The organism is Rathayibacter sp. VKM Ac-2926, from assembly GCF_022815565.1.
GTDB classification, from domain to species: domain Bacteria; phylum Actinomycetota; class Actinomycetes; order Actinomycetales; family Microbacteriaceae; genus Rathayibacter; species Rathayibacter festucae.
Genome location: NZ_JALGRS010000006.1, coordinates 327,874 through 341,794, shown reverse-complemented (window position 1 = coordinate 341,794; position 13,921 = coordinate 327,874). Strand labels below are relative to the sequence as shown.

Genomic DNA, 13,921 nt, shown 5'->3' with positions numbered 1-13,921 from the left:
GGCGAGCTGCGCTCCCTGTTCTTACGGGCGCGGGCGCTCCATGCTGATCGAGTAGCCCGCGCAGCGGGCGTATCGAGATCCCCCACCGCAGGCACGTCGGCCACCGGGTCTCGATACGCGGGCCTGCGGCCCGCTACTCGACCAGCATGAAAGCTGCGGTCCCGCTGCTCGACCAGCATGAAAGCTGCGGCCCCGCTGCTCGACCGGCAGGGGAGCACGAACTGCCGCGGCGGCCGGTCAGTCCCGGTAGCCCTCGATGATCTGGCGGGCGAGGGTCGTGATCGGCGTGGAGGTCGAGCGCGAGCGGGAGCGGAGGATCTCGAAGGCGCGGTCGACGGTGGTGCGCTGGGAGTAGGCGATGATGCCCTTCGCCTGCTCGATCAGGACGCGGCTGTCGAGGGCGCGCTGCAGCTGCTCCTGGGTGACGGTGCTCTCGCGGAGCGCGCGCTGGTGCAGGATGCCGATCGTCGCGACGTCGGCGAAGGCCTGCACGACGGCGATGTCGTCGGGGTCGAGGGTGCCGGTGCCGGCCTGGAAGAGGTTGAGCGAGCCGATCGTGGTGCCCCGCGAGCGCATCGGCACGCAGTGCGCGGCCCGGACGCCGAGGTCGCGCGAGCGGGTGCGGAACTCGGCCCAGCGGTCGTCGACCGCGAACGTGTCCGGCACGATGACGGGGCGCCCGGTGTCGTAGCACTCGATGCACGGGCCGGCGGTCTCGAGCTGCAGCAGCTCGATCAGGCGGGTGTCCTCGTCCGTCGAGGCGAGCACCTCGAGCGTGCCCTCGGGGCTGGCGAGCACCAGGCCCGCTGAGACCGCGTCGAAGAGGGTCGCGCTGCTCTCGACGAGCGTCTGTGCGAAGTCGACGACGTCGTAGTCGTCGATGAGCGTGTCGGAGAGGGCCACGAAGGTCGCGATGACGCTCCGCTCGCGGGAGTTGATCACCATGAGTCGTCCTGAACGGTGAGCGGGCGGTCGGGGAAGCCGTCCTGGCGGGCGACGATGTCCTGGGCGACGTCGACGAGGGGGCGGTGCTGGGCGAACGCGTGGGCCCTCAGCAGCACGAGGGCGTCGTCCGAGTCGATGCGGTAGCGGGCGATGATCATGCCGGTCGCCTGGTGGACGACCCTCCGGGACCCGGGGTTGCTGCTCACCTCGTCCGCGTCGTCGTGGAGCACCGCGGCGAGCACCCGGAGCGAGGTGGCGGGCGACTGCGCCGAGATCTCGGTGAGCGCGGCGTCGTCGAGGGTGATCGGGGCGCGGGTGTAGAGGTCGACGGCGCCGATCGAGAGCCCGGCGAAGGTGAGCGGGAAGGCGAACACCGAGCGCACGTCGAGGGCGTCCACCGCCTCGGCGAAGAGCGGCCAGCGCACGTCGGTACCGGTGTCGAGGAGGGACACGGGGGCGCCCGCGGCGATCGCGTCCCAGCAGGGGCCCTGGCCGAGGTCGAGCTGGATCTCGTCGAGCCGCGCGGCCGTCGGGTCGCTGGCGGCGATCGTCTCGCCGCCGAACGTGCGGCCGAGGGTGGAGATGGCGACGCCGTCGATCGGGTACCCGCGCAGATACGGGTCGCAGAGGACGGCGGAATCGGTCATCGCGCCTACCCTAGCCGCCGCGGTGCCGGGACGCGCGGGCCGGAGCGACGAGGCGGCCGCCGGCAGCGTCGACGCTTCGGCGTCGGCTCCGCGCCGTTCAGGCCGCGTCGGGTGTGTCGTCGTCCTCGGCGTCGTTCGTGAGGATCGTGATCGCCGTGAACGGGGTGATCAGGATGAGTGCGGTGCTGGCGCGGCCCTCGCCGTGGTTCACGGCGAGCCACTGCGGGGTCTCCGCGGCGAGGGCGGCGTCCACCTCGACCCGGAACTGGGCGGCGGTGCGGTCGCTCACCGTGTAGGGCGCTCCGTCGTAGAGGATGTCGAGCCGGCGCATCAGTGCGCCTCCCGGTCGAGCGTGCGGACGTGCTCGGTGTCGGGCTCGGCGACGACGTAGAGGCCGCCGGCGGAGTTGGCGAGATCGGTGAGCGCGGCGATCCAGGCGGGGTTGATGCGGGGCATCCGCCCGCCGAAGTACTTGTAGCGCAGGCCGACCGCGGGGTGCAGCCAGATGGCGCTGCGGCCGTCGCCCATGCTGTGGTCGTCGCGCCAGCTGAGCAGGAAGGACTCGTTGCGGCGGAGCTTCGCGGTGATGACGATCTGCAGGTGCGCGAGCACCCGGTCCTCGAAGTCGATCTCGACGGATCCGTCGTAGAACAGTTTTCCCATCGCCGTCTCCAGCCTTCGTCACAGCCGGCGGGCGCCCGCCTGTCTGCCACCCTTCTCCAGATCGACGGCCCTGACAACCCCGATCGATCCTCGCCACCGTCCCGTCTCCTCCTCGATCTGTCAAGGACCTCCCCGGGGGCGGGGACCTCGACCGAGCATGGTCGACATGAAGCACATCCTCTTCGCGGACAAGACGATCCTGCTCGGGGACGACGCAGCGGACGCCCTGGTGGCGTACGCGGTCGCACTCGGCGCGAACCGCACGGCCGACCGGGTCGAGTACACGGGGATCGGGGCGGACGGCGCGACGATCCAGGTGTCGTTCCTGCTGAACTCCGGCGCGTCGCTCGTCTCGGAGACGACGCCGTCCGAGTTGCCCGAGCCGGACAACCACGAGGAGGTGCAGCGGATCCGCGCGCGCACCGAGGCGCTCGTCGGGTCGCACCCGGTCCAGCCGGGCGACGGCGGTCTGACCTCGGACTTCGACGTCGAGAGCGCTCTCGACTACTGAGCGGTTCCTCCCGGTCGAGGGCTGATGAGAAAGGAGTCGACATGGTCTGCGAGTTCCCGGTGTGGGTGCACCTGGCCCGGAAGACGCCGGTGCGCGCGGCCGTGCGGGGCCGGGTCTACGAGATCGGCGCTCCCGAGCGCCCGGACGGCGAGGTGCTGCTGACGGTCTGGACCGGAGGGCGCGCTGTCGGTCAGGTGCTGGCGACGGAGCCGCCGGTCTTCCGCCGCCTCGGCCCGCGGGCCGACCCTGAGCCGCAGCCCGTGAGCGGCATCCCCGACCTGCTGGAGTGCGCGGCCGGGCTGCGTTAGACCGAGCGGGTCCGGGTGCGTGCCGGTCGAGTCGCCCCGCCGGGGCGTCTCGAGCAAGGGGGGGATCTCGATACGCCCGCTGCGCGGGCTACTCGATCAGCATGGGGCGGGCCGCTGCGCGTGGCACTCGGGGCGCGTGTCGGCGGCGCCGCGAGATGCCACTTGTGAGCGCGACACGCCGAGGAATGCGTGCACAAGTGGCATCTCGCGGACGGGGGAGGGGCGTCACTGCCAGAGGACGATGCGGTGGCCGGCGACGTCGGCCACCAGCGCGCGGGTGTCGTAGAGCGCCTCGAGGTGCGGGGCGGTTAGGACCTCGGCGACCGGGCCGTGATGGGCGATGCGGCCGTGGCGGACGGCGACGATGCGGTCGGCGAACCGGGCGGCGACGTTGATGTCGTGCAGGACCACGACGATCGTCATCCCCCGCTCGTCGGCGAGGCGGCGCAGGAGCTTCATCAGCACGACGCCGTGGCGCGGGTCGAGGTTGTTCAGCGGCTCGTCGAGGAGGAGGTGGTCGGTGTCCTGCGCGAGCGCCATCGCGACGAAGGCGCGCTGGCGCTGGCCGCCGGAGAGCTCGTCGAGGAAGCGCTCGCGGACGGCCGAGAGGTCGAGGGCGGCGATCGCGGCGTCGACGTGGGCGCGGTCCTCGGGGGAGGTGCCCCGGCCGCCGTGCGGGAAGCGGCCGTAGGCGACGAGGTCTTCCACGCTCAGGCGGATCGCGACGTGGTTGTCCTGGCGGAGGATCGCCAGGCGCCGGGCGATGTCGCGGGAGCGGGTGGTCGCGACGTCGAGGCCGTCGACGCTGACGCTGCCGGCGGACGGCTTCACCAGGCGGCCGATGGTGGCGAGGAGGGTCGACTTGCCGGAGCCGTTCGGGCCGATGATCGCGGTGAGGCCCGCCTCGAGGGCCAGTGTGACGTCGTCGACGGCGACGACGCTCCCGTGCCGGGTGGTGACGGCGGTGGTCTGGATCATGTCAGCGGGCCCTTCCGGTGAGCACGAGGAGGAGGAAGAGGAGGCCGCCGGCGAACTCGATGACGACCGGCAGCTCGGTGCCGAAACCGAGCACGCGGTCGAGCACGAGCTGGCCGCCGACGAGGGCGACCACTCCGACCGCGACCGCCGCCGGAATGCTGCGCAGGTGCCGGTGGCCGACGACGGTGTAGGCGACGTTGGCGACGATCAGGCCGAAGAAGGCGACCGGGCCCACGAGCGCGGTCGAGGCCGCCACCATCACCGCGACCGCGACGATCACATGCATCACGGTGTGGCGGTGCTCGACTCCGAGGGAGACGGCGGTCGCCTCGCCGAGCGCGAGCACGTCGAGAGAGCGGCGGATCGGCCAGAGGGAGGCGATCGCCGCGGCGACGAGCACGCCGGTCGGCAGCAGCAGCTCGCGGTCGACGGAGGTGAAGCTCGCGAAGGTCAGGTTCTGCACGACGGCGAAGGTGTCCGGATCGAGGAGGCGCTGCAGGAAGCCGGTGACCGAGCGCAGCAGCACGCCGAGGACCAGGCCCGCGAGCACGATCACTTGCAGATCGAGCCGGCGGCGGACGAAGAGCCAGGAGTAGAGGGCCGTGACGACGCCGACCATCAGCACCAGCTCCACCAGCCAGGAGGCGAGTGGCGGCGCCGACACCAGCAGGGCGGGGCCGATCGCGAAGGCGGTCACCACCTGCAGCAGCAGGAACACCGCGTCGAAGCCCATGATGCCGGGGGTGAGGATGCGGTTCGCGGTGACGGTCTGGAAGAGGACGGTGCCGACTCCGATCGCCGCGGCCGCGATCACCATACCGAGAACGGTGCGGGTGCGCAGGCCGAGCGCGTACTCCCAGCGGCCGGGCAGATCGGTGACGAGGTAGAGGGCGACGACGGCGACGGCGATCGCGGCGAGGAGCACCAGGTGCGGGCCGGGGCTGCGCAGGGCCGCCGGGCGGAGGGCGCGGGCGGCGCGGCGGGGTGCGAGGGCGGTCACGCGGCGGTCCTCCGACGGGCGGGCCCGATCAGCAGGCGGAGGAAGACGAGGCCGCCGAGGATCCCCATCACCAGGGAGATCGGCAGCTCGAACGGGAAGCGGACGGTGCGGGCGACCAGGTCGCAGGCGAGGACGAGGGCCGCTCCGAGCAGGGCGACGAGCGGCACGGAGCGGCGCATGGTGTCGCCGACGAGCCGGCTGACGAGGTTGGGCACGATCAGGCCGAGGAAGGGCAGGGCGCCGGTCACGACGATCATCACTCCGGTGACCGCGGCGATGATGACGACGCCGGTGAGCATCACCGCGCGGGTGTCGAGGCCGAGGCCGCGCGCGGTGTCCTCGCCGAGGGCGGCGACGGTGAAGCGGTCGGCGGCGATCCAGGCCACGGCGGCGGCGGCCGCGGCGACGTAGAGCATCTCGTAGCGGCCGCGGAGGATGCCGGAGAAGTCGCCGATGCCCCAGTTCAGGAGCTCCTGCTGGGTGTCGGTGCGGTAGGCGAGGAAGGTGGTGGCGGCGCCGATCACTCCGGAGTAGAGGAGGCCGACGACGGGCACGAGGACGCTGGAGCGCGCCGGGATGCGGCGGGACAGTGCGAGGAAGCCGAGCACGCCCGCGAGGGCGCCGACCGCGGCCAGCGCCGCCTTCGCTCCCATCGGCAGCGCAGGGGCGAGCAGGAGGACTCCGAGCAGAGCGAGGGTCGCGGCGTCGGTCGCGCCGGTGGTGCCGGACTCGACGAGGCGGTTGCGGGTGAGCAGCTGCAGGATCAGGCCGGTGACGGCGAACGCCGCGCCGGCGAGGATCAGGGCGAGGGTGCGGGGGAGGCGGCTCTCGACGAGGACGAACGCGTCGAGCTCGGCGACCCCGAGGAACAGCGAGAGCGTCGCGAGGGCGGCGACGAGCGCCACCCCCGCGACGGTCAGCGCGCGGACGGGAGGACGGACCACGCGGGGAGCGCTCAGCTCTGCATCGCGTCGTGCACGCTCTCGAGCACGTTCTGCACGGCGGTGAGGCCGTTGATCACGATGTACAGCTCGCTCGCGGGCAACTGGACGATGCGGTCGTTCTGCGCGGCGGGGGTCTGCGCGACGAGGGCGTTGTCGAGGGTCGCCTCGGCGGTGCTCGCGGCGCCGGTGGCCGCGCCGCGGTCGAAGGCGAAGATCCACTCGGGGGCGGCGGTGAGGAGGAACTCGTTGGTGACGGTGTCGCCGTGCGGGGATCCCTCCGTGCCGGGCAGCTCGGCCGCGGCGACGGCGGGGGTGAAGCCGAGATCGTCGAAGAAGTAGCCGAAGCGGGAGCCCTCGCCGAAGGCGCTGTACTCGCCGCCGGAGACGGAGAGCACGAGGGCGCTGCCGTCGGCCCGGTCCTCGATGGTCGCGGCGAGCTGCTCGGTGGCGGCGGCCTGGGCGGCGACCTCCTCCTCGCGGTCGAAGATCTCGCCGAGCTGGGTGGCTCGCTCGAGGGCGGCGGCGGGGTCGAAGGTGCCGGCGTAGCTGCCGGTCAGGTCGATCGTGGTGGCGATCTCGGACAGCTCGTCGTACTGGCCGGTGCTGCGCGCGGCGGTGACGATGAGGTCGGGCTCGAGCTCGGCGACGGCCTCGAAGTCGGGCTCGAAGAGCGTGCCGACCTTCGGCAGGTCGGCGTACTCGGCGAGGTACTCGGGCAGGGTCGCGTCCGGGATCGCGACGACCGCGTCGCCGGCACCGATGGTGTGCAGGGTGTCGAGGGTCGCGATGTCGAAGGTGACCACGGCGGAGGGGGACGCGGGGACCTCGACGGAGGTGCGGGCGACGGCCGTGTCCTCCTGGTAGGACTGCTCGCCGTCCTCCTCGACGAGGGTCAGCGTGGGCTTGGCGTTCTCGACGACGATCGTGGCTGCGGCGGCGTCGCTCGGGGCGGCTCCGGAGGCGCCGGACGAGCAGCCGGCGAGGGCGACGGAGGCGGCGGCGAGACCGGCGATCAGCAGGGGGATGCGAGAGCTGGATGTGCGATGCATGAGGGTAGGCTAGCCTAACTCTCAGTAAGGGTGGCCTCAGTTCTGGCGGTGGGCGGATCTACTTGGAAGAGACGCCCGCAGACATGTTGGTCGAGTAGCCCCGCAGGGAGGTATCGAGACCCGCCCACCTAAGGACGTCGGTCTGTTCCCCGCCCTGCGCTGGCGCCGGAGGCGCCCCCTCCGCCCGATACGCCCGCTTCGCGGGCTACTCGATCAGCATGCAGGGGCCGCTGTGCGGGCTGGTCGGGGTCGCGAGATGCCACTTGTGAGCGCTTTTGACGGCGTGTCGGCCGCACAAGTGGCATCTCGCGGGAGCGCAGGGTGTCGCGTTGTCGCGGCAGGGTGATCAGTGGTCTCGGCGTGGTCCTCGGGGTGACGAGGGGCGGGTCGTCAGGTTCGATCCGACAGAGAACGCTATGAGACCGATGAAGAGGTAGTTGGCATGTGCTTCTCCCTTCGGGCCCTCGAGCGTTCCCGTCTGGATGAGCCACGCCAACACGCCGAACCACACCGCGAGAGGGGCGAGGGCGAGGGCTGTGCCGAGCTTCGGCCCTGCTCTCCCGGACAGGGCGCCGAGACCGAAGAGGACGGCGCCCACTGCGACGAGCATCACGTTATTGCTCTAGCAATCCCTGGTCCACGGCCACCACACGCCCGCGGGCCCTCCGAGTCCGACGACGTAGTGAATAGAGATGCATTTGCCGCCGGCCACTTGAGACGTGCCAATGGCGGCAACCGTCGTGCAAGCAACCGAAAGCAGTCTGGCGAACGGCACGGGCGACTTGCTTAGTACGCCAGCGCAGGCCCCATAGCCGCCCACTGCCGTGAAGCTCTCTTGCCTGTTCAGGTGAACTTGGATGTACAGGCCAAAGAAGTCGACAGTGGGGTCGGCGACGACGGGGAAAGCCGCTTCCGCGGTGTCGATGACCTGAGTCAGTGTGGAGCCTGATATCTCGTAATGCGTGGAGAGCGAGCGTCCCAGAGCGTCGACCGCCCACGGCGCTTCGATGCCCCCTATGAATTCATCACCCTCCGAGATGCTCACTGATCCGTTATCGAGAAGGAGAAGCTGGGTGTCGCTCCCGAAGGTCCAGTGTGGGTGGTCGTTCGTGGGGGTGCGGAGGACTGCTGAGAATCGCGTCGCGCCTTCCCTGGGATGACTGATCGCGTAGGTGATGGATTCGTCCTCCACCGTTGCGAACTGTTCCGACTCGGAGATTGCGGCGTCGTCCGAAGCACCCAGAGTGACCGACAGGTCTGCGCCCTCCACCGCGACGGTCGGGCCGTCGTCGCCGGCGTGAACAGCGGGCAGCTGGGCGTCGGCCGGAGTCGATGACCCGACAGCGACGGTCTCAGCCCTCTCGAGAACGTCTGCGACGGAGTACGTGTCCGCGTTCGCGACGCTCGGTAAGCATGTCGATATGAGGACCGCAGTCACGGCGGCCGCGGTCGACCCGAATGTGCGTCTAGCTTTCATTTCTTGTCCTTCTCTCTACTGGGTCAGGTTGATCCAGGTGCTGGGATCGACGAGAGGGCGGAGGTATTCACTCCTCGATCGAGATACTGGCGACAGGTGGTGTGTTCACAGCACGGCTCAACCCGGGTCGAGCGGACGCCGAGCCGATTCAGATACTTGTGATGAAAATCAAGGCACTTCATGCCGCGACGCGTCATTCGAGTAGTTCACCGCCATCGGTGATCTGGACAAGAAGTGTGCGCCTGCGAATCGATTTCTGAATTGTATCCATGCTTGTGGATGGGCATCTGAATAGGAATGTCCACCGGACGCCAGCCGGTTCCTTTTCGTGACTCAGTTTGGTCGGTATTGGGCGGCTCCTTCAAGACCTGGCGCGAGACCGGTAGTTTTTCGGCGCGGAATGTCCGTTGGCAAAAAATTCTGGCTCACGTGGGTCTCGATACGCCGCTGCGCGGCTGCTCGACCGGCATGAGGAAGGCCCGGGAGCAGCGGAGGTGGAGGTCCATGTTGGTCGAGTAGCCCCGGAGGGGAGTATCGAGACCCGGCGTGCTCGGCTGGGCGGGTCTGCAGGCTGGAGTTCTTGCCTGGGAGGATCTCGATACGCCCGCTGCGCGGGCTACTCGATCAGCAGGGAGGGGCCGCTTCGCGGGCCGCCCGGTCAGTGTGATCGGGCCCGCGAGATGCCACTTGTGTACGCGACACGCCGAGGGATCCGTGCACAAGTGGCATCTCGCGGTGACGTCAGAGGTCGATCGTCAGCTCGGAGGCTGCGGCTCGGGAGACGCAGGGGTACATGACGGGGGAGTCGGGGGACGTCGTCAGGGAGTCGCGGTGGTCGACGGGGCCCGCGAGGACGGGGATGGCGCAGGAGCCGCAGACGCCGCGGAGGCAGGAGCCGGTGACGGGGATGTCGCGGGAGGTCAGGGCGTGCAGCATCGACTGGCCGGCGCCGACCTCGACGGAGACGGCGGAGCGGGCGCAGTGCACGGTGAACGGGGCGTTGGGGCGGGCGGCGACGGGCTTCGGCTCGAAGCGCTCGAGGTGCAGGCTGCCCGCGGGCCAGGCGGACATCGCGGCGGCGATCGCGTCGAGGAAGCGGGCGGGGCCGCACGCCTGCACGGCGACTCCGGGGCGGGGCTCCGCCAGAAGCGCGGGGAGGTCGAGGCGGCCGCGGAAGCGGAGGGAGGCCGGGATTGCGGAGGACGGGGCCGGCGTGTTCGGATCTGCGGAGTCGGGGGCCGCAGAAACCGGAGCCGCGAAGTTCGGGTCCGCGGAGTTCGAGGCCGGGGAGTCCGGGGCCGGGGTGTGCACGGTGACGCGGTCGCCGAGCGCGGCCAGCTCGCGGCGGAACGGCAGGTGGGCGGCGCTGCGGACGGCGTAGTGCAGGCTCCACGGGGCTCCGTCGCGGTCGAGGCGCTGGGCGAGCGGAAGGATCGCGGTGATGCCGATGCCGGCCGCGAGGAGCAGGTGCTCGTCGGCGCTCGCCGGCGGGAAGAGGGAGCGCGGCGGGCGGACGTGCACGGTGGCGCCGACGCGGAGGAAGTCGTGGAGGTACATCGAGACGCCGCGCGAGCGCTCCTCGCGGAGGACGGCGATCCGGTATCGGCGGCGGTCGGCGGGGTCGCCGCAGAGCGAGTACTGCCGCTCCTGCCGGGTGATCAGCTGGACGTCGAGGTGCGCGCCCGGCTCCCACTCGGGCAGGTCGCCGCCCGCGGGGTCGGCGAGCTCGAGCGCGACGACGCCCTCCGCCTCCGGCACGATCGCGGTGACGACGAGCGGGATCCGGCCCGCGCGGTCGCTCACGCCGGCACCTCGATCAGGCATCGCGGCGCCGCGCCGGGACCCGCTGCGTCAAAACCAGCGATGTCAGGACCCGCCGCGTCGGGACCCGCCACGTCAGGTCCCGCCGGATCGGGACCCGCCACGTCAGGTTCCGCCGGATCAGGACCCGCCGTGTCAGGACCCGCGACATCGAGACCCGCCACCTCAGGACCCGCCACGTCAGTACAGCGTCCGGTAGCCGAGGTCCGAGGCGTCGTCGATCGCGCGCGCGACCTCGGCGCTCAGCCCGGAGGCCTCGGCCCACATCGTGCCGGCGCTCGGCACCTCCGCGGCGAGATCCTGCATCTCCGGGTCCCAGAGCCGCGAGCGCAGCAGGGCGCGTCCGCAGTGCAGGTAGACCTGCTCGATCTCGACGACGGTGGCGAGGTCCGGGACGACGTGGTCCTGCTCGAGCATCGCGAGCAGCTCCGGGGCGTCGGTGACGTACGCGGAGCCGTTGATCCGGAGCGTCTCGGTCATGCCGGGCACGAAGCAGACCAGGCCGACGTGGCCGTTCTCGAGGATGTTGGAGAAGGAGTCGCCGAGGCGGTTGCCGAGGCGGTCGGGGATGACCACGGTGCGGTCGTCGAGGGCGCGAAGGAAGCCGGGGCGGTCGCCGCGCGGGGAGCTGTCGCAGCGGCCGGCGGCGTCGCTGGTGGAGAGGCAGGCGAACGGCGAGTGCGCCAGGAAGACGCGGCAGCTGCGGTCGAGCCGGTCCATGATCTTGTCGCGCGCCGGCTGCTCGGGCTCGCCGAGGACCGCCCGCAGGGCCTCGGGGGAGAGGGCGCGGTAGCGGGTCACGCGAGCGCCCCGGCGGGAGTCGGCGCGTCGGATGCCCGGCCGACCGCCAGCCGATCCAGCGCCAGCTGCGCGAGGGTCTCGGCGAGCAGGCCGAGCAGGGCGTCGTCGAAGACGGCGGACTCGGAGTGCATCGAGGGGGCGCCCTCGGCCGGGACGCCGGGCGGGCGGGTGCCGAGGAAGAGGAGGGTGCCGGGGATCTCGTCGAGGACGTAGGCGAAGTCCTCCGACGCCATCGACGGCGCGGGGAGGCGGAGCACGCGGTCGGCGCCGTGCCGGGCGGTGAGCGCGGCGATCACGCGCTCGGTCTCCTCCGGGTCGTTGTGGGTGACGGGGTAGGAGTCGATGAACTCGGTCTCGACGCCGCAGCCGTGCGCCGCGGCGACGCCTGCGGCGAGCTCGGCGAGCGAGGAGCGGACGAGGGCGAAGGTGTCGCGGGAGAGCGTGCGGATGTTGAGCATCAGCTCGACCCGTGCGGCCAGGACGTTGGGTGCGGTCGAGTCGCTGACGATGCTGACCACCGAGACGACGGCGGGGTCGGTCGCCGGGACGCGGCGGGCGACGAAGGTCTGCAGGGCCTGCACCAGGGCGGCCGCCGCGGGGATCGGGTCGACGGCGAGGTGCGGGAACGCGGCGTGCCCGCCGGTGCCGGTCACGGTGATCCGCATACCGCTGGCGCTCGCCATCATCGGGCCGGAGCGGGTGACGAAGAGGCCGGAGTCGGTGGAGCAGTCGACGTGCATCGCGAAGGCGGCGACCGGGCGCTCGCCCGCCGCGTCGAGCACGCCCTCCTCGATCATCAGGCGGCCGCCGGCGAAGCCCTCCTCGCCGGGCTGGAGCATCAGGACGACGGTGCCGGCGAGCTCGTCGCGGCCGGCCGCGAGCAGGCGGGCCGCGCCGATCAGCCCGGCCATGTGCAGGTCGTGGCCGCAGGCGTGCATCGCGCCGTTCGTCGCGGCGAAGGGCAGCCCGGTCGCCTCGACGACGGGGAGCGCGTCCATGTCGGCGCGCAGCAGCACGACCGGTCCGGGGCGGCCGCCGCGGAGGACGGCGGTGATCGAGCCGAGGCCGCGGCCGGTCGTGATCTCGAGGCCGAGCGGGGCCAGCTCCTCGAGCAGCAGCGCCTGGGTGCGCGGGAGGGCGAGGCCGAGCTCGGGGTCGGCGTGCAGGCGGCGGCGCAGGCGCACCAGGTCGTCGTGGAGGCCGGGGATCACTGCGGAGTCTCCGGCCGCGGCTGCGCGGGGGACTGCGCGTGCACGCGGCGCATCCGCTGGGCGAGCGCGGGGTTCGAGTACGGCCCCGGCGCGTCCAGCGCCGCGGTGACCCGGTCGACGACCTCCGCCGGCTTGTCCTGGCTCATCTTCTCCTTGGCTTCGAGCCGGGTGACCCGGAGCCGGAAGCCGACCGTGCCGTGCACGATCCGCTCGGCGTAGGCCGCGTTCTCGGCGCTGATCCGGAGGCGGAACGGCTCGGGCAGCTCGTCCTCGAAGTGGTCGACGAGCCGCTCCAGCACGGCGAGGTTCTCCTCGTCGCCGAGCAGCTCGGGCACGCCCCAGACGTGCACGGCGGCGAAGTTCCAGGTCGGCACCGCGCGCGTCACGCCGTACCAGCTGGGCGAGACGTAGCCGTGCGGGCCCTGGAAGACCACGGCCAGCTCGGACTCGCCGAGCCGGTGGGCGCGCTCGTCGGGCCGGCCGACGTGGCTGACCAGCACGAGCTCGTCGGGGTCGGCGCCGGGGAGCGGCTCCTCCAGCAGGAACGGGTAGTGCGAGACGACGACGCCGTCCTCGGTGGCGCTGACCATCGTCGCCCAGGGCGTCGCGCGGATCAGGGCGCGGATCTCGGCGGGGTCGGTCATCGCGTACTCGGTGCTCTCACGCATCGGCGGTCCTCTCGGCGCGGGCGGCGGTCCGAGCCAGGATCGCAGCGAATTCGGGCCAGAGCTCCACCGGGATGTCGTGACCCATCTCCTCGTAGAGGTGCAGCTCGGCCTGGGGCAGGATCCGCGCGGTCTCGAGCGCGGCGCTCCAGTGCAGGCTCTGGTCGCCGCGGCCGTGGAGGACGGCGACCGGCACGGTGACCTTCGCCATCGCCTCCCGCCGCTCGAGCGGCCCGCGCAGCAGCGCGTTCCACTGCCGGATCAGCCCGGTCGGGGTGTAGGCGCGGTCGTAGTAGCGGGCGCCGAGGGCGGCGCTCGCCGCCTCGTCGAAGGGGAAGCCGGGCGACTGGTAGTGCCGCTGGCCGCCGACGAACATGGCGATGTAGGCGTCGCGGTCGAGGACCTCCGGGACCTCGATGATCGGCTGCCCGGTGTGCTCGCCGACCAGGAACTCCGGCGCCGAGCTGAGCGAGGTCGACATCAGGCCGAGCGAGGCGACCCGCTCCGGGTGCAGGATCGCGACCAGCTGGGCGATGTAGCCGCCCATCGACATGCCGGTGAGGTGCGCGCGCGCGATCCCGAGCTCGTCGAGCACGGCGACGACGTCGAGCGCCATGTCGGCGAGGTCGTAGCCGGCCGAGGTGTCCTCCGGGCCGCCGGTCGCCTGGCTGAGGCCGACGTCGCGGTTGTCGGTGCGGACGACGAAGAAGCCGTGCTCGGCGAGCAGCTCGCAGAAGCGGTCGTCCCAGCCGATCAGCTGGGCGCCGCCGCCGTGCAGCAGGACGAGCGGGCGGCCGGACGGGTCGCCCGTCGTCTCGTAGTGCACGGCGACGCCGGCCGGGGTGGTGATCAGGGGCATGGCGGGAGGGTCCTGTCGGGGAGGAGCGAGTGGCTGTGGAGA

The 13,921-nt window shown here is 71.8% G+C and carries 16 protein-coding genes; 2 read left to right on the top strand and 14 right to left on the bottom strand.

The genetic code is table 11. The features are described from left to right. Positions 1 to 237: 237 nt before the first annotated feature. From MT351_RS11030 to MT351_RS11015, 4 genes are all read right to left on the bottom strand, one after another. Entirely contained in the window at positions 238 to 945 is a 708-nt protein-coding gene (locus MT351_RS11030) for a GAF and ANTAR domain-containing protein (protein ID WP_132436509.1), read from the bottom strand. Beyond that, positions 939 to 1,592, bottom strand: coding sequence for a GAF and ANTAR domain-containing protein (locus MT351_RS11025; protein WP_127887769.1), 654 nt, complete (start codon positions 1,590 to 1,592; stop codon positions 939 to 941). Before MT351_RS11025 ends, MT351_RS11030 begins: the two co-directional genes overlap by 7 nt. A gap of 97 nt (positions 1,593 to 1,689) precedes the next feature. Next, complete coding sequence (locus tag MT351_RS11020; RefSeq protein ID WP_132436511.1) at positions 1,690 to 1,923, bottom strand: hypothetical protein; 234 nt, start codon at positions 1,921 to 1,923, stop codon at positions 1,690 to 1,692. Then, positions 1,923 to 2,255 (bottom strand): ATP-dependent DNA ligase, encoded by a 333-nt coding sequence (locus MT351_RS11015; protein WP_132436513.1) that lies wholly within the window; start codon positions 2,253 to 2,255, stop codon positions 1,923 to 1,925. The genes MT351_RS11020 and MT351_RS11015 overlap by 1 nt, the downstream gene beginning before the upstream one ends. Before the next feature lie 166 nt (positions 2,256 to 2,421). Between MT351_RS11015 and MT351_RS11010 the strand changes: the two genes are divergently transcribed. Further along, a complete protein-coding gene (locus MT351_RS11010; RefSeq protein WP_123706266.1) occupies positions 2,422 to 2,766 on the top strand; it encodes a hypothetical protein in 345 nt (114 codons plus the stop codon). A 41-nt stretch (positions 2,767 to 2,807) separates the two neighbouring features. Continuing rightward, a complete protein-coding gene (locus tag MT351_RS11005; RefSeq protein ID WP_123737631.1) occupies positions 2,808 to 3,074 on the top strand; it encodes a hypothetical protein in 267 nt (88 codons plus the stop codon). 225 nt (positions 3,075 to 3,299) lie between these two features. Here the strand turns inward: MT351_RS11005 and MT351_RS11000 are convergent, their stop codons facing one another. The 10 genes from MT351_RS11000 to MT351_RS10955 form a co-directional block, all read right to left on the bottom strand. Beyond that, entirely contained in the window at positions 3,300 to 4,052 is a 753-nt protein-coding gene (locus tag MT351_RS11000; RefSeq protein ID WP_123737632.1) for an ABC transporter ATP-binding protein, read from the bottom strand. A 1-nt stretch (position 4,053) separates the two neighbouring features. Beyond that, complete coding sequence (locus MT351_RS10995) at positions 4,054 to 5,052, bottom strand: iron chelate uptake ABC transporter family permease subunit (RefSeq protein WP_243582184.1); 999 nt, start codon at positions 5,050 to 5,052, stop codon at positions 4,054 to 4,056. Next, on the bottom strand, positions 5,049 to 5,996 hold the full coding sequence (locus MT351_RS10990) for an iron chelate uptake ABC transporter family permease subunit (protein ID WP_243582183.1): 948 nt from the start codon (positions 5,994 to 5,996) through the stop codon (positions 5,049 to 5,051). Before MT351_RS10990 ends, MT351_RS10995 begins: the two co-directional genes overlap by 4 nt. Before the next feature lie 11 nt (positions 5,997 to 6,007). After that, complete coding sequence (locus MT351_RS10985) at positions 6,008 to 7,045, bottom strand: siderophore ABC transporter substrate-binding protein (RefSeq protein WP_123737633.1); 1,038 nt, start codon at positions 7,043 to 7,045, stop codon at positions 6,008 to 6,010. A 622-nt stretch (positions 7,046 to 7,667) separates the two neighbouring features. Then, positions 7,668 to 8,522 (bottom strand): hypothetical protein, encoded by an 855-nt coding sequence (locus MT351_RS10980; protein ID WP_123737634.1) that lies wholly within the window; start codon positions 8,520 to 8,522, stop codon positions 7,668 to 7,670. 741 nt (positions 8,523 to 9,263) lie between these two features. Next, a complete protein-coding gene (locus MT351_RS20310) occupies positions 9,264 to 10,325 on the bottom strand; it encodes a PDR/VanB family oxidoreductase (protein WP_123737635.1) in 1,062 nt (353 codons plus the stop codon). A 198-nt stretch (positions 10,326 to 10,523) separates the two neighbouring features. Further along, positions 10,524 to 11,144 (bottom strand): MSMEG_1061 family FMN-dependent PPOX-type flavoprotein, encoded by a 621-nt coding sequence (locus tag MT351_RS10970; RefSeq protein WP_207901671.1) that lies wholly within the window; start codon positions 11,142 to 11,144, stop codon positions 10,524 to 10,526. Beyond that, a complete protein-coding gene (locus MT351_RS10965) occupies positions 11,141 to 12,355 on the bottom strand; it encodes a M20 family metallopeptidase (RefSeq protein ID WP_243582182.1) in 1,215 nt (404 codons plus the stop codon). The genes MT351_RS10970 and MT351_RS10965 overlap by 4 nt, the downstream gene beginning before the upstream one ends. After that, positions 12,352 to 13,023, bottom strand: coding sequence for an FMN-binding negative transcriptional regulator (locus tag MT351_RS10960; RefSeq protein WP_132436517.1), 672 nt, complete (start codon positions 13,021 to 13,023; stop codon positions 12,352 to 12,354). Before MT351_RS10960 ends, MT351_RS10965 begins: the two co-directional genes overlap by 4 nt. Then, entirely contained in the window at positions 13,016 to 13,879 is an 864-nt protein-coding gene (locus tag MT351_RS10955; protein ID WP_132436519.1) for an alpha/beta fold hydrolase, read from the bottom strand. The genes MT351_RS10960 and MT351_RS10955 overlap by 8 nt, the downstream gene beginning before the upstream one ends. Positions 13,880 to 13,921 lie beyond the last annotated feature (42 nt).